At 57.9% G+C, this 22221-nt stretch carries 21 protein-coding genes and 2 pseudogenes; 12 read left to right on the top strand and 11 right to left on the bottom strand.

Features of this window, described 5'->3' with window-relative positions; all coding sequences use genetic code 11:
* Positions 1 to 35: 35 nt before the first annotated feature.
* From HBO19_RS02180 to HBO19_RS02145, 8 genes are all read right to left on the bottom strand, one after another.
* Positions 36 to 566 (bottom strand): phage tail protein, encoded by a 531-nt coding sequence (locus HBO19_RS02180; RefSeq protein WP_057958619.1) that lies wholly within the window; start codon positions 564 to 566, stop codon positions 36 to 38.
* The gene (locus HBO19_RS02175) at positions 563 to 1201 is read right to left on the bottom strand and encodes a phage tail protein I (protein ID WP_170056814.1); all 639 of its coding nucleotides are present in this window, start codon (positions 1199 to 1201) and stop codon (positions 563 to 565) included. The genes HBO19_RS02180 and HBO19_RS02175 overlap by 4 nt, the downstream gene beginning before the upstream one ends.
* Complete coding sequence (locus HBO19_RS02170) at positions 1198 to 2193, bottom strand: baseplate J/gp47 family protein (protein WP_169954577.1); 996 nt, start codon at positions 2191 to 2193, stop codon at positions 1198 to 1200. The genes HBO19_RS02175 and HBO19_RS02170 overlap by 4 nt, the downstream gene beginning before the upstream one ends.
* A complete protein-coding gene (locus HBO19_RS02165) occupies positions 2190 to 2522 on the bottom strand; it encodes a hypothetical protein (RefSeq protein WP_057439347.1) in 333 nt (110 codons plus the stop codon). Before HBO19_RS02165 ends, HBO19_RS02170 begins: the two co-directional genes overlap by 4 nt.
* Before the next feature lie 9 nt (positions 2523 to 2531).
* Positions 2532 to 3143 carry a phage baseplate assembly protein V gene (locus HBO19_RS02160; protein WP_170056813.1) on the bottom strand — a complete coding sequence of 204 codons (612 nt, stop codon included), beginning with the start codon at positions 3141 to 3143 and terminating at the stop codon, positions 2532 to 2534.
* Between the two features lie 3 nt (positions 3144 to 3146).
* The gene (locus HBO19_RS02155) at positions 3147 to 3659 is read right to left on the bottom strand and encodes a hypothetical protein (RefSeq protein WP_170056812.1); all 513 of its coding nucleotides are present in this window, start codon (positions 3657 to 3659) and stop codon (positions 3147 to 3149) included.
* A gap of 21 nt (positions 3660 to 3680) precedes the next feature.
* Positions 3681 to 4013 carry a phage holin family protein gene (locus tag HBO19_RS02150; protein WP_032858418.1) on the bottom strand — a complete coding sequence of 111 codons (333 nt, stop codon included), beginning with the start codon at positions 4011 to 4013 and terminating at the stop codon, positions 3681 to 3683.
* 599 nt (positions 4014 to 4612) lie between these two features.
* Positions 4613 to 5341, bottom strand: a complete 729-nt coding sequence (locus tag HBO19_RS02145) for an XRE family transcriptional regulator (protein ID WP_170056811.1) — start codon at positions 5339 to 5341, stop codon at positions 4613 to 4615.
* A 597-nt stretch (positions 5342 to 5938) separates the two neighbouring features.
* Here HBO19_RS02145 and HBO19_RS02140 point away from each other — a divergent pair.
* Together HBO19_RS02140 and HBO19_RS02135 are read left to right on the top strand one after the other, a co-directional pair.
* Positions 5939 to 6442, top strand: coding sequence for a hypothetical protein (locus tag HBO19_RS02140; protein ID WP_170056810.1), 504 nt, complete (start codon positions 5939 to 5941; stop codon positions 6440 to 6442).
* Between the two features lie 598 nt (positions 6443 to 7040).
* Positions 7041 to 7778, top strand: coding sequence for a hypothetical protein (locus HBO19_RS02135; RefSeq protein ID WP_170056809.1), 738 nt, complete (start codon positions 7041 to 7043; stop codon positions 7776 to 7778).
* A gap of 141 nt (positions 7779 to 7919) precedes the next feature.
* Here the strand turns inward: HBO19_RS02135 and HBO19_RS02130 are convergent.
* Positions 7920 to 8587: pseudogene (locus HBO19_RS02130) on the bottom strand (DUF4113 domain-containing protein); the annotation flags it as partial.
* Between the two features lie 132 nt (positions 8588 to 8719).
* Here HBO19_RS02130 and HBO19_RS28385 point away from each other — a divergent pair.
* Both HBO19_RS28385 and HBO19_RS28685 read left to right on the top strand, forming a co-directional pair.
* Positions 8720 to 9163: a DUF3596 domain-containing protein gene (locus tag HBO19_RS28385; protein WP_346266477.1), complete on the top strand. Its 444-nt coding sequence runs from the start codon at positions 8720 to 8722 to the stop codon at positions 9161 to 9163.
* A 122-nt stretch (positions 9164 to 9285) separates the two neighbouring features.
* Positions 9286 to 9954 (top strand): annotated as a pseudogene (locus HBO19_RS28685) (site-specific integrase).
* Positions 9955 to 9991: 37 nt separating this feature from the next.
* Here the strand turns inward: HBO19_RS28685 and HBO19_RS02120 are convergent.
* Complete coding sequence (locus HBO19_RS02120; RefSeq protein WP_170056808.1) at positions 9992 to 11200, bottom strand: PIN-like domain-containing protein; 1209 nt, start codon at positions 11198 to 11200, stop codon at positions 9992 to 9994.
* Positions 11201 to 11447: 247 nt separating this feature from the next.
* Here HBO19_RS02120 and mutS point away from each other — a divergent pair, with 247 nt between their 5' ends.
* Together mutS and fdxA are read left to right on the top strand one after the other, a co-directional pair.
* Complete coding sequence (gene mutS, locus HBO19_RS02115) at positions 11448 to 14027, top strand: DNA mismatch repair protein MutS (protein WP_170057089.1); 2580 nt, start codon at positions 11448 to 11450, stop codon at positions 14025 to 14027.
* A gap of 142 nt (positions 14028 to 14169) precedes the next feature.
* Positions 14170 to 14493, top strand: coding sequence for a ferredoxin FdxA (fdxA, locus tag HBO19_RS02110; protein WP_003208688.1), 324 nt, complete (start codon positions 14170 to 14172; stop codon positions 14491 to 14493).
* Between the two features lie 496 nt (positions 14494 to 14989).
* Here the strand turns inward: fdxA and apbC are convergent, their stop codons facing one another.
* Positions 14990 to 16084: an iron-sulfur cluster carrier protein ApbC gene (apbC, locus tag HBO19_RS02105; RefSeq protein ID WP_169954435.1), complete on the bottom strand. Its 1095-nt coding sequence runs from the start codon at positions 16082 to 16084 to the stop codon at positions 14990 to 14992.
* Positions 16085 to 16255: 171 nt separating this feature from the next.
* On the opposite strand from apbC, the gene metG reads away from it, so the two are divergent.
* The 6 genes from metG to HBO19_RS02075 all read left to right on the top strand — a co-directional run bounded on the left by metG (position 16256) and on the right by HBO19_RS02075 (position 22220).
* A complete protein-coding gene (gene metG, locus HBO19_RS02100; RefSeq protein WP_169954436.1) occupies positions 16256 to 18307 on the top strand; it encodes a methionine--tRNA ligase in 2052 nt (683 codons plus the stop codon).
* A gap of 106 nt (positions 18308 to 18413) precedes the next feature.
* A complete protein-coding gene (locus HBO19_RS02095) occupies positions 18414 to 18965 on the top strand; it encodes an Rnf-Nqr domain containing protein (RefSeq protein ID WP_170056807.1) in 552 nt (183 codons plus the stop codon).
* Positions 18962 to 20170 carry an electron transport complex subunit RsxB gene (gene rsxB / locus HBO19_RS02090; RefSeq protein ID WP_170056806.1) on the top strand — a complete coding sequence of 403 codons (1209 nt, stop codon included), beginning with the start codon at positions 18962 to 18964 and terminating at the stop codon, positions 20168 to 20170. Before HBO19_RS02095 ends, rsxB begins: the two co-directional genes overlap by 4 nt.
* Positions 20157 to 21122, top strand: a complete 966-nt coding sequence (locus HBO19_RS02085) for an RnfABCDGE type electron transport complex subunit D (protein WP_170056805.1) — start codon at positions 20157 to 20159, stop codon at positions 21120 to 21122. The genes rsxB and HBO19_RS02085 overlap by 14 nt, the downstream gene beginning before the upstream one ends.
* Positions 21119 to 21724: an RnfABCDGE type electron transport complex subunit G gene (locus HBO19_RS02080; protein ID WP_170056804.1), complete on the top strand. Its 606-nt coding sequence runs from the start codon at positions 21119 to 21121 to the stop codon at positions 21722 to 21724. Before HBO19_RS02085 ends, HBO19_RS02080 begins: the two co-directional genes overlap by 4 nt.
* On the top strand, positions 21717 to 22220 hold the full coding sequence (locus tag HBO19_RS02075; RefSeq protein WP_170056803.1) for an Rnf-Nqr domain containing protein: 504 nt from the start codon (positions 21717 to 21719) through the stop codon (positions 22218 to 22220). Before HBO19_RS02080 ends, HBO19_RS02075 begins: the two co-directional genes overlap by 8 nt.
* Position 22221: the final 1 nt, after the last annotated feature.

Genomic DNA, 22221 nt, shown 5'->3' with positions numbered 1-22221 from the left:
AACTCCCTATATGACTTATCTTGTTAATCCGCTCGTCACTTGGCTTCCAGAGCCATGACTCGAAATAGCACACCAACATGCCGAGCCATATTGTCAACGCTGGCCGTAGCAAGCTCTGCAATCTCCTCGGTCAACAACACGTTCAAGTTTTCACTCCCCACCACAATCGTCACGCTATCCGCCGGCAACGGCGAAATATCCAACGTGAACTTCTGCAGCACCCGCGCCGCCGCCGCCTTATACGTCAGCAACTGCCCCGCGACCGAATACACGGCCAACAACGTCCCGCTGGCGAGATAAAACCCAAACTCGCCAATTTCATATTCGCCATCGCCATCAAACAGCGCGGCCATGCGCAGTTGGCGCTGGCCCAGGTCTTCGTAGTCCACAATGGCTACGCGCTGGCGCTCATTGCGCAGGGCGGTTTCGTTGCCGGTGGGGTTGTAGCGGCCGGTGCCGGCGGCGATGTGGGTGATTTCGCCTTTCAAGCCTTGGTTCTTTGCCTGCAGCACTTCATCCAAACCCTTGGAGGTGAAGCGCACCAGGCGCGTGATGTCATCGGTCATGGCTGCGCCCTGAGGTCGTAGTCGTTAATGGTGTAGTGCTGGGCGATGCCCGCACTGTTTAGCCTTGAACTCAATGCGAGTTCCGGCAGCGCGCCCCACAACGACAACTCGCCGTCGCTCAGTGCACGGTGGGCGGCGCCGGTCATCGGCAGCCCACCGAACACTTCGTGCACCAGGGTGATGGTGGCCAGGTCGCGCTCGCTCTTGGCCGCGTTGATGCGGCGGATCAAACGGTTGTGGTCGCCACTGGACCAACTGCGGCCGATGATCGCCTGCACGTCAAAGGTGTAGGGCTGGGCCTGCGGGCGCTGCTGGTACCAGGCCAGAATATTGGGGGTGAATCCCAGGGATTCGACCGCGTGGCTCAACGCCTTGGGTGTGCCGGCCTGGCGCTGGATTTGCCAGGACAGGGCGACCGTGAGGCGTTTTTCGGTTTCGCTGGCAGAGGCATTCCATTCGCTGACGCCACGGTCCGCCGCCAGGTAAGGCAGGAACGGCGCGGGCGTTTGCAGCGGGTTCATCAGCGCCGGGAATGGCGGGACGACCCGTTCGAGCAGTCGGCCAAAGCCCAGGTCCAGCGCCTTCTCCAGCGGTGAGCTGTTGGCGGGCAACAGGCTGGGAGGTTGTTCAGTCATAAGCTGCGCACCTCCACCTCGACACCCATGCAATACGGGGCCTGGAATGCCGTGGTGATAATCGGCGCCAGCGGTTCGAGAATCTCCAACTGCGCCGCCCCGGCGGTGTGGATGGTGTAGTCGATCCAGCTCGGGTCCACGCGCCCTTCCAGGCAGTGGCAGGATTCGGCATAGGTTTGCAGTAGCTGCTGGGCCGCCACTTGCGTCAGCCCCGAGTCGGGGCCGGCGTTGATCTTGGCCACCACGCGGATCTTGTACGGCACGATCTGCGCGCCCTGCACCGCCACCCAATCGGTTTCCGGACGTACATCGGGCCGGGCGAAATGACGCCGCACCCCTTCAAGCAAATCTGCCGACGGCGTGCCATTGCCGGTACGAGACAGCACGGTGACCATCACTTGCCCAGGTGCGGTGCGCCGGGCGTTGCCGTCCTTGACCTGGGCGGCATAGCCATCCGGGTCGAAGGTATAGCTGACGGTGACCACCCCCGCCGCAGTACCGTGGACTTTCACCACCGGCCGTTCGCCGAGGGTAAAGACCTCGCGCCGATACTGCATGCGCGAACCAGCGGCCGGCGCGTGGGGTGCCAGGTAGTAGCGCAGCCGGGCATCGTCATCGCTTTCGAGGGTCGGCGGCACCGGCGGGAACGCCGCCGGGTCGCCGGGGTCGAGCACCTGGCGCTCCAGGCCCATATCGGCCAGGCGCGCATCCAGGTTGCTGCCGTTGGCCCACCACGCCAGCATCTGCTGGATGCGCGCGTTGTACTTGCGCTCATGGGTTTGCAGGCGCACACAAAACGCCTCCAGGGCCAGGGTCAGCAACTCGCTCTCATTGTCCAGGCTGACCTTGAGCTTGGCCGCGCTTTGCGGGGCGCGGGCGGCGACATAGTCGACGACAAACGCCTTGAACTGCGCCAGTAACGGCTCGAATTCGTCGACGGCGATCAGGTCGGGCGGCGCCAATTGGTTCTGCCCGGGGATCAACATGCTCATGTCACCACCTCGAAGGATTGCTTGCGGTTTTTCCAGGTCCCGGCAAACCGCAGCAACAGGCCAGCGCCCTGGCGATTGGCGACGATGACTTGCGGATCAAAATCGGCGATGCCGTTCTGTGGGTTGTAAAAAGCCTGGGCGGCGTGGCTTTGGGCGAGGATCAACAGGTCATCGCCCAGGTTCTGCCCCAGAAGTTGCGGGATCAGCGAACCGTACAGCGGGCGTTTCTGCCGTGTGCCCAAAGGTGTGGTCAGGGCCCGGGTGGCGCGCTGGACAAATTGCGGCCAGTCGTCCACCACGGCCCCGGTGTTTCTCTCTATTCCGATCATGGCAAGTCCTTATGCCGTGCTGATAACTCGGCCCTGGTGGTCCACCACCGGGCCACTCAAGTGCACGCCGGACGCATCCAGCAGCAGGCCAACTGCACCGACCTGCACGCTGATGGTTGCGGCGGTCATGACCAAACGGGCGACACCCAGGCTCATTTCCACCTGCTCGCGGGAGCCACTGAATGCCGTGGGGCCGTTGCTCCAATCCAGTACATGACCGGCGGCGTCGTAGGCGCTTTGCGTGCCGTCCGGATAACGCCGGCTCGTGAGGCTGGCCACACTGGACAGCGGCGGGAAGCGATCGCTGTTGAGGCCAAACAACGCCACCGACTGCCCGCCGCCCTCGCCGCCACCGTAGTTGAGCAGCAGGCATTGCTCACCCACGGTGGGAATCCGCGTTTCCGTCTGCGCCCCGGCGCTGGGGTTGAAAAAACGAATCGCCGGGGTCAGCAATTCGCCATGCCTGACCTTGCAGGTATTGCTGGCCGCGTCGACCTCCTGACATACGCCGATCCGGCAAAAACTCTCGGCGCGCCGATAGAGGTCCTCAAGCTGGGTTTCCATCTGCGCCAGGCGCTCGACGATGGGCGCCAGTTGCAGGCGTAACAGTGCATCGAACATGGGCTACTCCTGCAATGGCCGGTATTGATCGGGGTCGTCGATATTCGACACCTCCCACGTGCAGGCAAACAGCGGCTTGCCGATAGGGTCGTCAAGCAGCGGCGGGCCGAGATAGAGGGTTTGGTTGAAGGACACGGTCCAACTGTCGTAGTCAGTGTCGGCCCCCACCTGGGTCGACGGCAGCGCGACGATATTGACGGGCACATCGCACTGGGCCGCCGGCAACTGCCAACGGTTATCCAGCACCAGGTCCATCAGCCGGCTCGCCAGGTCACAGGCATCAAAGGGCTGCGCGCCCTGGGCGGACATGACCTTGAGCGAAATCGACAGCACATGGGCCTTGCGCCCCTCCAGGGAACGGACGCCTGGGCCATTACGCTCGACGGTGATTGCCACGCAGGGTTCATCCGCCGCGAGGATGCCCGGCGGGCTGCCCACCCGTAGCTCGGGAAACGCCGCACGCAGGGCCTGGCCGATGGCTATCGGCAGTTGTGAAGGTTTTTCAATGAGGGTCATGGTGTGGCTTCCTTGCAACGATCACTTTGAGTCCGGGGGCTGGTTGACCCCGATGCGCTTGGCGGCCCAGCGCTCATAAAGGCCGATAGCGACATCGGCGCCGGCCATGGCGGTCAAGCAACCCAGGGCACCGGCCGTCCAGATCGACATGCCGGCGGCGTACAACAGCATCAACGCCGATACCCCGCACACCATGCACGCCCCGGAACGCAGGGCCAGGCGGCGCACCAGTGACCAACCGCGGGCGCCCTCCTTGTCGGCGCGCCACATCTCCCCGGATACACCGCCAATCAGGGCCAGAATAATCACCAGCCAGATAGGCATTTCTGCCAACGCTTGCTGCTCGTTTGTCATGTCACGCCTCCTGGAATGCGTAAAACCGGCAGATGGCCGGTGCTTTGTTAAATAGATGGATGGGGGTGTCGGTAGGCATTCCAAAAAGCCCGGTGGCCCGGGCTTTTCAGTAATGCGGTCCTTGGATCTTTCGGCGCTACTGGCGCGGTACGGATCTTTCCTCGATGTTTTTCCGACCACGATCCCTGTCTGCCGGATAACTGCTTGTGGTGCTTTACGCTGCACACCCGGGTCAGTTGCCAACCCTCTGAACCGTCAAGGCCGGTTCATCGCTGCCTGTTGTAAAACCGTGAAACTAAAGAGCGTCGGCATCCTTGCCGGTGTTGCCTGGCGTCCTTGCCATCACTCGGTGGCGTCCATGCCAGTGTTGCGTGCCTTCCTTGTCTTCCTTGGCAGCATCCTTGCCGCCTCCACCAGGCCTTGTTGGCTGGCTTGAGATGGAGAATATGCATGTATGCATATACAGTCAATGCATAAATGCATTTATATCGCCACCAAAAATGCGTTAACGCATAAAACCCTTATATAGCGGGCACTTGCGGTTTTGCACAGACGAAAAAAAGCCCGCTCGTGGGCGGGCTGTTTCTTACGGAGCGAGGTTAACGGGCGTACATGCCCCACCAGAAAACGTGACCGAGGATGCTGATCTGCTCCTCCTGGATATCCTGGAAGCTGTAGTCCTCATCCGGATGCTCGTCACGATTGAAACTGCGCAAGCGAATCCCCGACGGCAGGCGATAGAGTTGTTTGACCCGCAATTGACCGTTGTGATTGATGGCATACAAGTCACCATCCACGATATCGCCGATCCCGCTCTTGCCGGCATTCACCCCCACCGTCGCCCCGTCGCGCAACACCGGCAGCATGCTGTTGCCACGCACCGTCACACACTTGGCCTGGTCGAACTGCACACCGTTATGCCGCAGGCTGCGCTTACCAAAACGCAGGCTGGCCTTCTCGCTTTCCTCGATGACGAATCTTCCTGATCCAGCAGCCAATTCAACCTCGCGCAAAAAGGGGATCGACACCTCGTCATCATTAACGGGCGTGTCGTCGTCCCACAGGCTTATATCCTTGAGCTCCGAATGCATCGGATCGCGTTCATCCTGCCACGCCGACCCCGCGCGCCCGCGCAACTGGTCGGTGCTCACCCGGAAGTAATCGGCGATACGCGAGATGTGCTTGTCCGACGGATCAACGATCTTGCCGCTGAGAATCCGGGACAGAGTGGATTGAGGCACGCCGGTACGCCGGTGAAGCTCCGTGGGGGAGATCCCGTCGCGAGCGAGCAGCTCTCTTAAGACGATAGAAACGTTGCGTTTTTGCATAAATGGGATAGTGACGGGAGTTTTTGGGGTTGGCAAATGCTAATTTGCATATTTTGTGCATGGTGCATGCGGTTGTACCTGGCCGTTTGTGAACTGCGAAGCACTGACCTCACATGTTAACCTTGCCGCCATCGCAAAAAATGCTGGGCCAAGCGCCCCCTTTGCCCCACCACTTTCAACGAATTTGCCTACTACCCAATGAGTAAAAATACGTCCGATCTGTCCTCATACACGCCGATTGTGTAGGGGTATGTGGGGAGACTTGAGGGAAAGGCTCGAGATTATTGGCTATAACGTCCGCATGCATTGGATTGCATAAACGCATAATAGGCATTGATTGGCGTACGGTTTGCCTCATTTTTGCCCCACTTAGGCATATCCATCTGGACCAACAACCAAGAACATCACAACACATCACTATCCTTAAAGCTTAAAGGTCGGCCACATACAAGGTTTTAATCCTTACCTTTACTGACGCTCCAACCAGATCTCACTCCCTGAGCCAATAAGCATTTTGCTCTATCACATCACGATTCGTACGTGACACTCTGGCATCGGGTCCCCTATAGTGGCTCATCGCCCCTCCAAGACGAATTAATGGACATGAACGCTGGACTTCCCTCACTACCGAACAGTTCCGGGGCAGGCGACCAGAAGCAAGGGGCTCAGGATCAAATTGAACAGGAACCCGCGCCGCTGCAGGGAGTGCTATCTGCAACGATTCAAGGCCTCGTGAATAGCAGCCCTAAAAGTATGGGAAAGGACGCGGCCCCCATTTTTATCGCGGGCATCGTACAACATCTAAACAGCGACAATGAGATATTAAAGTTACAACTTGAGAGTAGAAACCGAGAACTGCGCGAAAGTCAAAGACAGTTATCCGACTCACAAATAAAAGCAGCACGCCTAGATGAGCAACTTAAAGCCGCAAATGGAAACTCTAGGATAGGCCAGTGGACAGGGCTTATAGGCGGCCCTCTACTAGGAATATCTGTCGATTTGTACAAAAACAGCGTCAACGCTTCCTACTTACTGGGCATTTTAGGGTTTTGCGTCCTACTCCTACCGATAGTTGTCAATTTCAAGAGAAAGCAAGGATGAGCCTAAGCATATATGAAGTTCAAGATATAGGCGTCCCTAACCTCGAACGCATCGCTATTCGTGTAGATACCTCATGCGACATAGGTGACTACTGCCTACTAATAGGCCATCAATCTCCAGATGGAACTGCGAGCCCAATAAAAGACCATATGCTCTGGTTCGGAAGAGGTTGGGTTAACCATGGAGACTGGCTTTTTGTTTACTCTGGGCCAGGACAGACTAGGGTCAACCCTATCCCCAATAGTAATAATCGCGTTTTTTCCATTTACTGGGGAAAAGAGCATACTGTTTTCCAAAACAGAGCTTTATTACCGATGCTGTGTAAGTTAACTGATATAGCGCTTCCGCCACAACAACAGGCGCTACCCCAGACAATGCTACCCACCATAAAACTTTAGACACCGGCTCCGACTTACCGTTTTAAACGGAAACTTCAAGGTGAAACATCGTGACCAACCCCACATACTCATGTAATAAACGGCGAATTAAGTACCCTCAATGCGTCTCCACCCGCGAGTATGCTTACCACACATTGATTTTTTGAAAGAGCTTGACACCAGTGTAATTTTATTGACGTTCAAGACGACAGGGTTATACATTGAAGCTTCCTAACTGGTTTAAAGTTTTATGGTGGATACTGCTTACTGCGGCCCTAACATACTTTTTGTACAACCGCTACCCCGACCTTACTAAAGGCCATGCCTCACATGCGGACATAGTCGTATTCATAATATGGATAGCATTACTACTGGCACCACTATTTAATGAAGTCTCCTTATTTGGTCTAAAACTAAAACACGAAATCGATGAACTTAAAGGTTTTGTTTCAGCACAAATATTGGAAATACGAAGTGATGTTCGTAATGCTGTAGATGTACGCACCACCTTCAGCCCGCACTTCAATCTACCTTTGCCCGCAGCAGATGCTCAACTACCTGATTTAGAAGTCCGCATCAAATCCGCTCTCAATGATGCCTTAGCAGCACATGGCGTGCCACTCCCTCCGCCCCCTGCTCCAATTACAGCTCCAGACGACACAGCTTTCTTGTTTGCAGCAAGATATAATATTGAATTAGAGATGCGAAGAATTGCAGAAGAACTTCAAATTGATACTAGCGACACTTCACGACAGAGAAAAATAATTTCAGTCCAGCAATTAGCACGATACTTATCTGAATCCAACTTGATTGAACCAAGATTGGTCTCAGCAATACGCGAGGTCTACTCAATATGCTCCTATGCCATACACGGAGAACCGGTATCAGAAGCACAGCTCGCTTTTGTTCATGAACTCGCCCCTGAACTAGTTGCAACGCTTAAGGCAATTCGTCATTGATAAAAACCTACAAATAGGGCTAGCACACCGAAATCGCATAAAAACCATCCGTCTCCACATAAGCGACAGCGGTATTTTATGAAAAATATTTGGACCGCCCATCGTTCTTACTTCAATACAAACCAAAATCTACGCACCTAATTACATGCACGAAACCCGCCAAAGCTGATCAAGTTTGGTCGTATAACTCTGGCTCTTCATATCGCGCCGCATCCTCCAAACGGTATCCACAGGCACACTGGCCGAGCGTAGCGTCCCCCTGCCCCATCGTCCATTGATCTGGTCCAGCACCTTCATCACCCGAGTCGCCTCCACCGGTTGTGATATAGCAAACAAATCATCGGTGTACTCACCAGGCTGGCAGAGGTTCAACAACATCACCTCAGCCTTGCTGTACTTAAAACCTATTCGAAATATCCGGTCGAGTGCACCCACCGCTGCTTGAGTAAGCAACCGACATCGTCGGTTGGATACGGCATATTTACCACCACCCCATTGGCATACTTCGCCTCCTCTGGGTTGAACATGCCAGTGCGGATGTACACACGTATCTTCTTGCACAGCGCGTTCTGAGCGCGGAGCTTCTCAGAGGCACACATCATGTAGGTGGCCACCGCCTCCTTGATGAGCGGCAGCTCCGTCAGCCTCTTACCAAACATGCGGCTGCAGCAGATCTCCTGCTTAGGCGGATCAGGCTCATCCCGCTCCAGGCAAGGCGTGCCGCCCAACTCCCTAGCAGTCTTCTCGATCACAATGCTGAACTTCTTACGGAGCGTCCACGGATCGGCTTTAGCCAGGTCCATAGCTGATCAGTCGCGCTTCAGAACTCACTGGCTACAGCGAAGACGCTATCCGCCACAAAGTGAAGAACAGCACCTGGGCCGTGTCTGGCGCAAGACACCAGACGGCCGCATTGCAATCAACATGACGGAGTATGACAAGTGGGCCGAGAGCGCACCTCAGGAAGCGGCCTAGAAACAGAGCTGGCAAAGTATAAGGGGATTGAGATACACGGCGGTAACTTGCGCGTCGTGTTCATGTGGCGGCGTATACGCTGCCGCGAATCCCTCGGCCTTCCGATCACTAAAGCCAATATCAAACACGCCTCCCTATTAAGGGCGGCAATTCTTCATGAGATCAAAACCGGTCACTTCGACTATGGCCGGCACTTTCCTAACTCAAAGCACGCGACCAACTACAGTAGCGCCAAGGACGAAAAGCTTGGGGCACTGCTGGAACGATACAAACCGCTGAAGGCTGTCGACATCACGCCGATGACCGAGGAGAAGGCTACGCCTTGGACATCTGCACTGCCTTGGTCGGCATTGATCGTCTTGCCGGCGTTTTACTACCCGAAGACATCCAATTGCTACGGACATTGCTGATCGCAGATCGAGCACCGTCCACCGCCAACCACTACCTGGCGAAATTCGCCGGGTTCCTCGGCTGGTGCGAGACCAACGGATACTGTCGTAAGGGGCTGTCGGAAGCCTGCAATAGGTTCGCCATGCAAGGTCAGGAGCCAGATCCGCTGACTCGCGATGAGTTTCAATTACTGATCGATAAAGGGTGCCTTCACCCCCAGGACTCGGCGGCGATCACATTGGCGGTATATACCGGGCTTCGACCAGGTGAACTCTGCGCCCTCGCCGTTGAGGACATTGACCTGAACGGCGGACAAATCAACATTACCCGGGCCATTACCGCCAACGGTACGTTTAAGGTACCCAAAACAGGGAAACCGCGCTCCGTACTATTGATGCCGCCAACTGTTAAAGCATGTCGGACTCTGATGACGCTGGTTGCAGACCACCCGAAGAGATCTATCGAGGTATTCTAGAACAGGCATGAGAGCAGACAGGAAAAGGTAACCCCCCTGCTATCGCCTACAACCCAGGCGCGCAAGAAGATTATCAACTTCTGGTACGTCCCAAGCGCTTGAAATACTAAATGGGCAGCTGTCCAGAAGCGCTCAGGCATCCGCCCACGCCGGCCTTACCAAACTCGCCACACTTATGCCTGCTGGTGCCTGACTGCGCGTGGCAACCTTGCATTCATCGCAAAGCAGATGGGGCACAAGGACCTCACTATGCTGGTCGAAGTGTATGCCAAGTGGATGGACTCTGAATCACAGAAGGAAATAGAATCAATTTGGAAAAACCTAAACAACGTCTGACAAAGTGCCCGTCGCTGAATAGCTGCGGGCCATCAAACTAGATCAACTCATCCCGAAGTTGATTCATAAACCTATCATTTAACACCCTCATCTGCTGATGCAAGACGGCTCGCCGCCTCACCATAGACTTATGTTGTCGCTCATAAAGATTAAGTTTAACCGGAGAGCGCCCTGGCTCAATATTGGCAATCAATTCACGCACTTTAGAAATCTGACCTTCAAGTACCATCATCTGCTCTGCCGCCCTACCCAGCATCGCCTCAAAATACTTGCTATCAGCGACCTCGACATCAAAGCACTCGAAAGAACCCTCATCACACTCAAAAACTAACTCCCCCATTAAACCAAGGGAGTGTTTTAGTAGTTCAGCATCAGCAGTAGCCGTGTCTCGAATTTCCTCCACAGCTGCTGAAGAAGTTTTTTGCTCTAAATACTCATTCGCTAACGTTAAAAAGTTATGCGTCGCATAAATATAAAACTCCTTCCCCGTAAAGCCACTAAACTCGTCCAACAACTCGGGCAATGGGCCAATAGTCTTCCCGCCACAGATGGACCACCAATCGGGCTTTTTCTCCCCAGTGACCAAGATCACAGATACCGAAAGCTCCTTAGCCTTATCAAGTATCTGCTTCCAAAAAATTAAATCACCATATCGCTTATGTATTTCTTTGAGAAGTGTCGTACCCTTATGCTTATTACTATCTTCAAATCCCGGAGGAATACTCTGCGAATACCTAGCCTCGCCCTCTTTCACCAACTCAGCCAAAGTCTCTTTGGAGTAACCATGCCCAACTTTACCTTCCAGCAACAACGCCAACCTACCCTTAACATCGTCGTTAGTAATCCGCTGCTCGTGAAACTTCTTACCAGCCTCCAGCTCTCGAATCAACTCCTCAGAAGACCGACAAAATTTCTCGTATGTTGGCGCAGAGACAAAAGGGTGTTTCGTCGAAGCCTCAAAATCATCTTTCAAACTTTCCAACTTGGAGATGGCAGCGGAGTACAACTTAGATTGGTCATGAACAATCTTAGCTCTATTATCCAAAAACTCATACATAACCTGATAGGGGACCCACAGGCGGTCACCTAACGACTCAATAACATTATACAACGCATCCCTAGTTTCATCGGAGTACTTGTACATTCCCGTCAGGACATTTGTATCTACCACAAACAAACAATCAGCCCAAAGTGCCTTGATACGATTAGGATCGTTGGCAAAGTGACTCGGAAATGTAGATCTCATAATTATTCCATCAATTTCATTTAGCCGATCATGCGAAATTGATGACATATCGCCATGATTTAGGCAAGGCTGACCATGCTGCGCCTTGCATCAGCAGCTCGATGGAACGCATGGTAACCTTGCCTCACGATTTCGGACATCGACGTCATGCAGTTGTGTTGCCACACTTCTGACGGATTGTCTGATACACCCCTATTTTGCCCCACGGCCCAACAGATATCGCGCTAACCATCTGATGAATAAAGCAATTTCTGATCTATCCTCCCACACCCCGATGATGCAGCAGTACTGGCGCCTGAAAAACCAGCACCCTGATCAGTTGATGTTCTATCGCATGGGCGACTTCTACGAGATCTTCTATGAAGATGCGAAGAAGGCCGCCAAGTTGCTGGATATCACCCTGACCGCGCGCGGGCAGTCGGCTGGACAGGCGATTCCGATGTGTGGGATTCCCTATCATTCGTTGGAAGGTTACCTGGCCAAGCTGGTCAAGCTGGGTGAGTCGGTGGTGATCTGTGAGCAGATCGGCGACCCGGCGACCAGCAAGGGGCCGGTGGAGCGTCAGGTGGTGCGGATCATTACGCCGGGGACGGTGAGTGATGAGGCGCTGCTGGATGAGCGGCGCGACAATCTGATCGCTGCGGTGCTGGGGGATGAGCGGCTGTTCGGCCTGGCGGTGCTGGATATCACCAGTGGCAATTTCACCGTCCTGGAGATCAAGGGCTGGGAGAACCTGCTGGCGGAGCTGGAGCGCATCAATCCGGTGGAGTTGATGATCCCGGACGATTGGCCCAAGGATCTGCCGGCGGAAAAACGCCGTGGGGCCAAGCGTCGCGCGCCGTGGGATTTTGAGCGCGATTCGGCGCTGAAAAGCCTGTGCCAGCAGTTCTCCGTACAGGATCTGAAAGGTTTTGGTTGCGAGACCCTGACCCTGGCCATCGGCGCTGCCGGTTGCCTGCTCAATTACGCCAAGGAAACCCAGCGCACCGCCCTGCCGCATTTACGCAGCCTGCGCCATGAGCGCCTGGACGACACGGTAGTGCTCGATGGTGCCAGCCGGCGCAACCTGGAACTGGACACCAACCTGGCCGGTGGGCGCGACAATACCCTGCAGTCGGTCGTCGACCGTTGCCAGACCGCTATGGGCAGCCGTTTGCTGACCCGTTGGCTGAACCGCCCGCTGCGCGACTTGACCGTATTGCAGGCGCGCCAGTCTTCTATTACCTGCCTGCTGGACGGCTACCGCTTTGAAAAGCTGCAACCGCAGCTCAAGGAAATTGGCGATATCGAGCGGATTCTCGCGCGGATCGGCCTGCGTAATGCCCGCCCGCGTGACCTGGCGCGCCTGCGTGACGCGCTGGGTGTGCTGCCCGAGCTGCAACAGGCGATGACCGAGCTGGAAGCGCCGCACCTGCAACAACTTGCTGTCACGGCCGGCACTTACCCGGAACTGGCTGCGCTGCTGGAAAAAGCCATTATCGACAACCCGCCCGCGATCATCCGCGACGGCGGCGTGCTGAAGACCGGTTACGACAGTGAGCTGGATGAGCTGCAGGCCTTGAGCGAAAACGCCGGGCAGTTCCTGATCGACCTGGAAGCCCGCGAAAAAGCCCGCACCGGCCTGGCCAACCTGAAGGTCGGCTACAACCGCGTGCACGGCTACTTTATTGAGTTGCCGAGCAAGCAGGCCGAGCAGGCCCCGATTGATTACCAGCGTCGCCAAACCCTTAAAGGTGCCGAGCGCTTTATCACCCCTGAGCTCAAAGAGTTCGAAGACAAGGCGCTGTCGGCCAAGAGCCGCGCCCTGGCCCGGGAAAAAATGCTCTATGAGGCCTTGCTCGAAGACCTGATCGGCCAGCTCGCACCGTTGCAGGACACCGCTGCGGCCCTGGCCGAGCTGGATGTATTGAGCAACCTTGCCGAGCGCGCGCTGAACCTTGACCTGAACTGCCCGCGTTTTGTCAGCGAGCCGTGCATGCGCATTGTCCAGGGCCGCCATCCGGTGGTGGAGCAAGTGCTGACCACCCCGTTCGTGGCCAACGACCTGTCGCTGGACGACGATACGCGCATGCTGGTGATCACCGGTCCGAACATGGGCGGTAAATCCACCTACATGCGCCAGACCGCATTGATCGTGCTGCTGGCGCATATCGGCAGCTTCGTGCCGGCGGCCAGTTGCGAGTTGTCTCTGGTGGACCGCATCTTCACCCGTATCGGTTCCAGTGATGACCTGGCCGGTGGCCGTTCGACCTTTATGGTGGAAATGAGCGAAACCGCCAATATCCTGCACAACGCCAGCGACCGCAGCCTGGTGCTGATGGATGAAGTGGGGCGCGGCACCAGCACTTTCGACGGCCTGTCGCTGGCCTGGGCGGCCGCCGAGCGCCTGGCACACTTGCGGGCCTATACGCTGTTCGCCACCCACTACTTCGAATTGACCGTGCTGCCGGAAAGCGAGCCATTGGTGGCCAACGTGCATCTCAATGCCACCGAGCACAACGAACGCATCGTGTTCCTGCACCACGTGCTGCCAGGGCCGGCCAGCCAGAGTTACGGCCTGGCCGTGGCCCAGTTGGCCGGTGTGCCGAACGATGTGATCCTGCGCGCCCGCGAGCACCTCAGCCGCCTGGAAACCACCGCCCTGCCCCACGAAACCGTGGTGGCCAGCCCAGCCAAGGCCGCCAGTAAACCGGGTGTGCCGATGCAGAGTGATATGTTCGCCAGCCTGCCTCACCCCGTGCTGGATGAGTTGGCAAAGCTTGACCTGGACGACTTGACTCCACGAAAAGCGTTGGAATTGCTCTATGCACTGAAGACACGGGTCTAACGCAGACGCTTGCAAGCTGATAGAATCTCGCGCGGTTTGGGATGCTGCGGGCTTTTAGCCTGGCCTGCAGACTATCGCTCCCAAACCTCGCGAGCCCTGCCACAAGGGGTTTCGCTGCCGCCGCCTGAGGAGAAAATTAGAAATGACCTTCGTCGTCACCGACAACTGCATCAAGTGCAAGTACACCGACTGCGTAGAAGTGTGTCCGGTGGACTGCTTTTACGAAGGGCCGAACTTCCTGGTAATCCACCCGGATGAGTGCATTGACTGCGCCCTGTGTGAGCCAGAATGCCCGGCCGTTGCGATTTTCTCCGAGGATGAAGTCCCGGCAGAGATGCAGGAATTTATTCAGTTGAACGTCGAGCTGGCGGAAATCTGGCCCAACATCACTGAGCGCAAAGACCCGATGCCGGATGCGGCAGAGTGGGATGGCAAAAAAGGCAAGATCGCAGACCTCGAGCGCTGATCGCGCCGATGTCCTCTAAAAGGCCCCTTGCGGGCCTTTTTGCATTTCTACGGGGTGGATTTCACTTTTCTACGGGCAAAAAAAAGGGGCGGTTTGACCCGCCCACATTTTTCCCTAGTCCCTGTGTTCCTTTTCATCGTCCTGATGAATCGCATCCTGCGAACTTCCCTGAGTCATCGTTCCTTGATGACTGTGTCAATCCGTGGACACAGGGCTGATATTAGAGACTTCCCGAACAAGTTCAACGGGATCCATTCGCAAGCACAACCTGCCACGCTCCTCAAACAGAAATAAATAAACCTTACTTTTCAAATAGTTATAAATATGCACAGGTAATTCGAGACGTCCCGGCGCGGTTAAAAAACCAAACACTTACTCAAAAGTAAGCGAATGCTTACAACGCCCATTAGGAAAATGCACACCCGACCGCCCAAAAGGTTTACGCCAGGCAAGAAAAAGCCCCGACAGGGTCGAGGCTTTTCTGCCTTCAGGCCGATCAGTCGTCGCTGACAGTGATGGTCGGCATTGCCTGGGTGCTGGCTTCCTGCAAGACAATCCGCGCCCCGACGTGACGGGCCAGTTCCTGGTAGATCATGGCGATCTGTCCATCGGGTTCGGCAACTACCGTCGGCCTGCCGCCATCGGCCTGCTCGCGAATGCCCATCGACAGCGGCAACGACGCCAGCAATTCAACATCATATTGGGTGGCGAGCTTTTCGCCGCCGCCTTCACCGAACAAATGCTCGGCGTGACCGCAGTTGGAGCAGATGTGCACCGCCATGTTTTCCACGACGCCCAGCACCGGGATGTTGACCTTGCGGAACATTTCCACGCCTTTGCGCGCATCCAGTAACGCCAGGTCCTGGGGCGTGGTGACGATCACCGAGCCTGCCACCGGTACTTTCTGCGCCAGGGTCAGCTGGATATCGCCAGTGCCTGGTGGCATATCGATCACCAGGTAGTCCAGGTTGCCCCAGTCGGTCTGCATCACCAACTGCATCAAGGCCCCGGATACCATGGGCCCGCGCCACACCATCGGGGTGTTGTCATCGGTGAGGAAGGCCATCGACATCACTTCCACGCCATGGGCCTGGATCGGCACGAACCACTTCTGGTCCTTGATCTTGGGCCGCGAACCTTCGGCGATGCCAAACATCACACCTTGGCTGGGGCCATAGATATCGGCGTCGAGGATGCCCACCCGCGCGCCCTCACGGGCCAGGGCCAGGGCCAGGTTGGCCGCCGTGGTCGACTTGCCCACGCCGCCCTTGCCGGATGCCACGGCCACCACGTTCTTGACGTTGGCCAGGCCCGGGATCTGCGCCTGGGCCTTGTGCGCAGCGATCACGCATTGGATGTCGACCTTGGCCGAGCGCACGCCATCCAGGCCTTCAATGGCCATTTGCAGCATCTGTGCCCAACCACTCTTGAACAGACCTGCGGCGTAGCCCAGTTCAAGCTGGACCGAAACCTGGTCGCCCTGCACATCAATGGCCCGGACACAGCCGGCGCTGACCGGGTCCTGGTTCAGATAGGGGTCGGTGTACTGGCGAAGAACGGCTTCCACCGCTGCGCGATTGACGGCGCTCATGGGCTACTCCCGGAAAAGACAGACTAAAACAGGCGGCTATCCTAACCGTTCCGAGGCGTGAGGGGCATGCTTTCGCGACATTGGAAAACCCTGAAACAGCCTCACGGGGTGAAATAAATTTCCCGGCGCTTTATAGTGGCCGACCTCCGTTTCATCAAGTAGCCGAGCCCCATGTCCGAGCCACGCAAGATCCTCGTCACCAGCGCCCTGCCCTATGCCAATGGTTCCATCCATCTTGGCCATATGCTTGAGTACATCCAGACCGATATGTGGGTGCGCTTCCAGAAGCATCGCGGCAATCAATGCATTTATGTCTGCGCGGACGACGCCCACGGTTCGGCCATCATGTTGCGCGCCGAAAAGGAAGGCATCACCCCGGAACAACTGATCGCCAACGTCCAGGCTGAACACAGCGCCGACTTTGCCGAGTTCCTGGTGGATTTCGACAACTTCCACTCGACCCACGCCGAAGAAAACCGCGAGCTGTCGAGCCAGATCTACCTCAAGCTGCGTGACGCCGGGCACATTGCCACCCGCTCGATCACCCAGTATTTCGACCCGGAAAAGAAAATGTTCCTGGCCGACCGCTTCATCAAGGGCACCTGCCCCAAGTGCGGCACCGAAGACCAGTACGGCGACAACTGCGAAAAATGCGGCGCCACCTACGCGCCAACCGACCTTAAGGATCCGAAGTCGGCGATTTCGGGCGCCACCCCGGTGCTCAAGGATTCCCAGCACTTTTTCTTCAAGCTCCCGGATTTCCAGGAAATGCTGCAAGCCTGGACCCGCAGCGGCACCCTGCAGGACGCCGTAGCCAACAAGATCGCCGAATGGCTGGATGCTGGCCTGCAACAGTGGGACATCTCCCGCGATGCGCCGTATTTCGGCTTCGAGATCCCCGATGAGCCGGGCAAGTACTTCTATGTGTGGCTGGACGCGCCGATCGGCTACATGGCCAGCTTCAAGAACCTCTGCGACCGCACGCCAGAGTTGGATTTCGACGCGTTCTGGGGCAAGGACTCCACCGCCGAGCTGTACCACTTCATCGGCAAGGACATTGTCAATTTCCACGCCCTGTTCTGGCCGGCGATGCTCGAAGGTTCGGGCTACCGCAAGCCGACCGGCATCGCCGTACACGGTTACCTGACGGTCAATGGCCAGAAAATGTCCAAGTCCCGTGGCACCTTTATCAAGGCGCGCACCTACCTGGACCACCTGTCGCCGGAGTACCTGCGCTACTACTACGCGTCCAAGCTGGGCCGCGGCGTCGACGACCTGGACCTGAACCTGGAAGACTTCGTGCAGAAGGTCAACTCGGACCTGGTGGGCAAGGTGGTCAACATCGCCAGCCGTTGCGCCGGGTTTATCCACAAGGGCAATGCTGGCGTGATGGTGCCGGTCAACGCCGCACCGGAGCTGACCGATGCCTTCCTGGCCGCCGCGCCAAGCATTGCCGACGCCTATGAAGCCCGCGACTTTGCCCGCGCCATGCGCGAGATCATGGGCCTGGCCGACCGCGCCAACGCCTGGATCGCCGACAAAGCGCCGTGGTCGCTGAACAAGCAGGAAGGCAAGCAGGATGAAGTCCAGGCCATCTGCGCCACCGGCATCAACCTGTTCCGCCAGTTGGTGATCTTCCTCAAGCCGGTGCTGCCGTTGCTGGCCGCTGACGCCGAGGCCTTCCTCAACGTTGCGCCGTTGACCTGGAATGACCACGCCAGCCTGCTCAACAACCATCAGCTCAACGAGTTCAAGCCGCTGATGACCCGTATCGACCCGGTCAAGGTGCAGGCCATGACGGACGCGTCCAAGGAAGACCTGACCGCTAGCCAGACCGACACCGGCGAAGCCGCCCCGGCCGGCAATGGCGAGCTGGCCAAGGATCCGTTGTCACCGGAAATCGACTTCGACGCCTTTGCCGCCGTGGACCTGCGGGTTGCACTGATCATCAAGGCCGAAGCCGTGGAAGGTGCCGACAAGCTGTTGCGCCTGACCCTGGATATCGGCGACGAGCAACGCAACGTGTTCTCCGGGATCAAGAGTGCCTACCCGGACCCGTCCAAGCTCGATGGTCGACTGACCATGATGATCGCCAACCTCAAGCCACGAAAAATGAAGTTCGGCATCTCCGAGGGCATGGTGATGGCAGCCGGCCCTGGCGGTGAAGAAATCTACCTGCTCAGCCCCGACAGCGGCGCCAAGCCTGGCCAGCGCATCAAGTAACCCGAAGCGCCCTGTCGCGGTGATTGGCCGCGACAGGGCGGTTTGCGCTAGTACCCTCTCCCTGCTTGCCGGATAATCAGGCCCTGTTTGCTTAACCGGCTCGACCATGACCGAACTGCTTGTCGCCCTTCTCTGCGCCGCCCTGATCAGCCATTACCTGCTGCGCCTGGCGCTGCCTGGAGATCCCCGGGTGGAGCGACTGCGGGTACACGCCCTTGGGTTGGCGACCACGCTGTTGATGGTGCTGACGGGTGTTTCGAGCTACCTGCTTGTTCATTTCGTGTTGCAACCCTTGGCGCTGGACGCGTTATGGCTGTTTGCCTATGGGCCCGTGGCAATCCTGTTGAGCCAGCCGTTGCTGAATGGGCTTTCGCGCCACGTGCCCGCCCTGCCCGTCGATGGCTTATGGGTGCCACTGCTGGCTAACGCCGGCGTGCTCAGCGTGGTACTCCTGGGCCCGGGCAATGCCAGCCAACTGATCTACAGCCTGGGCATCGGCCCGGCGTTCTGGCTGACCTTCAGCCTGTTCAGCGATTTGCGCCAGCGAATAGATGAAAACGATATCCCCCAGCCCTTTAAAGGCCTGCCCGTGGACCTGCTCAGTGCCGGGCTGATGGCCGTGGCATTCCTGGGCTTAAACGCAATGATCAAACCATGAGCCTGATTCAACGTATCGACGCCCTGCTGCCCCAAACCCAATGCGGCAAATGCGGGCACCCCGGTTGCAGGCCCTACGCCGAAGGCATCGCCCAGGGCGAGGCCATCAACAAGTGCCCGCCGGGCGGCCCCGAAACCATTGCCGAACTGGCGCAGTTGTTGAACCTGGTACCGCTGGAGCTGGACAGTTCCCGTGGTGAAGCCCCGGCGCAGATCGCCTTTATCCGCGAGGCCGAGTGCATCGGCTGCACCAAGTGCATCCAGGCCTGCCCGGTGGATGCGATTGTCGGCGCGGCCAAGCTGATGCATACCGTGATCGTGGATGAATGCACCGGCTGCGACTTGTGTGTGGCTCCCTGCCCGGTGGACTGCATCGACATGCTGCCGCTGCCCCTGGCCGCGGTGCTGCCGATTGTCGCGGGCTACGCGATTACTGCCGAGGAGCGCCAGGCGCGCGGGACCAAGCGTGATCGCGCCCGCCGTCGCTTCGAGCAACGCAACGCAAGGCTGCAACGCGAGGAAGAACACAAGCTGGCGGAGCGCCTGGCCCGCAGCAAACGCCCGGCCCCCATCGTGCAGGCCAATAGCGACCCATTGCAGGCCGCCATCGAACGCATGCGCGCACAAAAAGCCGCAGAGATCGACACAGCGTTAAAAAAAGCCAAGGTCAACCTGGCAATGAGCCGGGCGCAACTGCACAAATCCCTGAAAGCCTTTGGCCATCCGCCGACCTTTGAGCAGCAGTCGCAGTTGATCATCCTGCAGCAGCAGTTTGAGTCCGCCGAACAGGCATTGACCGCCCTCGAAGCGAACGCCCCCACAGTGGCGTCCCCCCAGGCCAGTAAAGACCCTGAGCTCAAGCGCGCAAAAATCCAGCTGGCCATGCGTCGCGCCGAGCTGAAAAAGGCCCAGGACGCACTGGCCGATGCAGAGCAACTGACCACACTCGGCGCAGCCCTGGCCGCCGCCGAACAGGTGTTGCACGCAGCCGAAGAAAAATCCGAGCAGCCCCGGCCGGACCTGCAACGTATCGAGAAACGGCCCATCGACCGTCACCTGCGCCAGTTGAAGACCGCCCTGGCCTATGCCCGCGCCGACCTGAGCAAACTTGAGCGCCAGCCCACCAGCAGTGCCGCCGAGCTGACGGATGCCAGGCTGCGCGTGGATGAAGCCCAACGGCAAGTAGATAGTCATGTCAGCGCCTGAGGTGGTTGATCGCCAGCAACACGCCATGCAGCGATTATTGCTGGCCACAACGCCCGGCGTGCTGGTGCTGTTCTGGCTGTATGGCTGGGGCGTGCTGATCAATCTGTTGCTGGCCGGCAGCTGTGCATGGGCCGTCGAAGCCGGTGTGCGCCAAGTGCGCGGCCATGATTCCCGCGACTTGGGCGGCCTGGTCAGCGCGGTGTTGCTGGCCTTGGCGCTACCACCTTATTGCCCGTGGTGGTTATGCCTGGGCGCTGTCAGCAGTGGCTTGCTGTTGGGCAAACACCTGTATGGCGGCAAGCAAAACCCCTTCAACCCGGCCATGCTCGGTTATGCGTTGATGCTGCTGGCCTTTCCCCAGCCAATGACCCATTGGCCGGCGTCCCACGGCCTGGACCTGCTGGCCGGCCTGCAACAAGTGTTCGGCCTGCACGGCGAGACCGCCGATGCCTGGGCCCGGGCCACTGCGTTGGACGCCTTGCGCATCAATAACAGCCTGACTGTCGACGAGCTGTTTGCCCGCCACCCGGCTTTCGGCCAGCTCGCAGGTAAAGGCACTGAGTGGGTGAACCTGGCATTTCTCGCTGGCGGCCTCTATTTACTGCAGCAACGGGTCTTCAGCTGGCATGGGCCGGTGGGCATGCTCGCCAGCCTGTTTGTCATCAGCCTGCTGTGCTGGAACGGCTCGGGTTCGGACTCCCATGGCTCGCCGCTGTTTCACTTGCTGACCGGAGCCACTATGCTCGGGGCCTTCTTTATCGTCACCGAGCCGGTGTCGGGTGCAAAAAGTGCGCGGGCCCGCTTGTTGTTTGGGGTGGGCGTGGGATTGCTGACCTATCTGGTCCGCACCTGGGGCAGCTACCCGGATGGCGTGGCGTTCGCGGTGCTGATGATGAACCTGGCAGTGCCGGCACTGGAGCGCTGGACGCGGCCGCAGGCGGTGGAAGCATGAAGCGCACCTCGCAAGCCTTGAGCGTGCTTTTGATCGCCGCCGGCGCGGTAGGCCTGACCCTTGGCCTGCAACAGCTGACCGCCAAGCCCATTGCCGCGCAGCAGCGTGAAATGCAAAGCCGGGCGTTGCTGGATGTACTGCCCGCTGGCAGTTATGACAATCAACCGCTGGAACGCCCCTTGGACGTTACTTCGGCAATGCTGGACAACAGCCAACTGCTGGGAGCTTACCTCGCGACCTTGGCCGGCAAACCCAGCTCCGTGGTGCTGCGCTCCCAGGTCGAGGGTTATGGTGGCCGCATCCAATTGCTGATTGCCATCGACCGCAACGCCAAGCTGCTCGGGGTCATGACCCTGGCACACACGGAAACGCCCACGCTGGGCGGGCATATCAGCGAACCCGGCAATCCCTGGCTTGCCTCATTCAAGGGGCTGTCGCAGGAAAATCCACAGGCTTGGGCGCTGAAGAAAGACAGCGGCCAGTTCGACCAAATGGCCGGTGCGACCATCACGTCCCGCGCCGTGATCAACGCGATCCACGATGCCCTGCGGTATTTTGACGAGCACCGCCAGGCCCTGCTGGAGCGCACCGACCATGACTAAGCCATTGGTCCTCGGCAACCTGTTGCTGCTGCCGGCGCTGCTGGGTGTCAGTGACACGCCGGCGAGCGCTGCAACGTTCTGGGTTATGTGGACGCTGATCATGATGCTCCATGGCTGGAGCTGCGGCTGGGTGCGCAATCGCCTCAGTGGCCAGTGGCAGCTGATGGCCAATGTATTACTGGCCACCACCTGGGTCAGTTGCGCCAACCTAGTGGCGCAGGCAGTGGCCTTTGCCCCGTCTACGGGCCTGGGGGCATACCTGGCCTTGATCGGCCTGCAATGCGTGCTGCTTGAGCACGAAGGCCTGTTCGCCGCCCACCAGCGCAGGGCACAACTTAAACTGTTCGCGCTAGTAACCGGGCTACTGGCTGCAATCACCCTCTCGCGCTTGTTACTCGGCAGTAGCATCGCCACCCTCGCCCCCACAGGGTTTATCCTGCTCGGGTTGCTGCTCGCCGGGTGGCAGGCCTGGACCCAACGCCACACACCACATTGAA

Source organism: Pseudomonas sp. WS 5021, from assembly GCF_012985535.1.
In the GTDB taxonomy this organism is placed as follows: Bacteria; Pseudomonadota; Gammaproteobacteria; order Pseudomonadales; family Pseudomonadaceae; genus Aquipseudomonas.
This window is presented reverse-complemented; position numbering and strand designations above follow the sequence as displayed.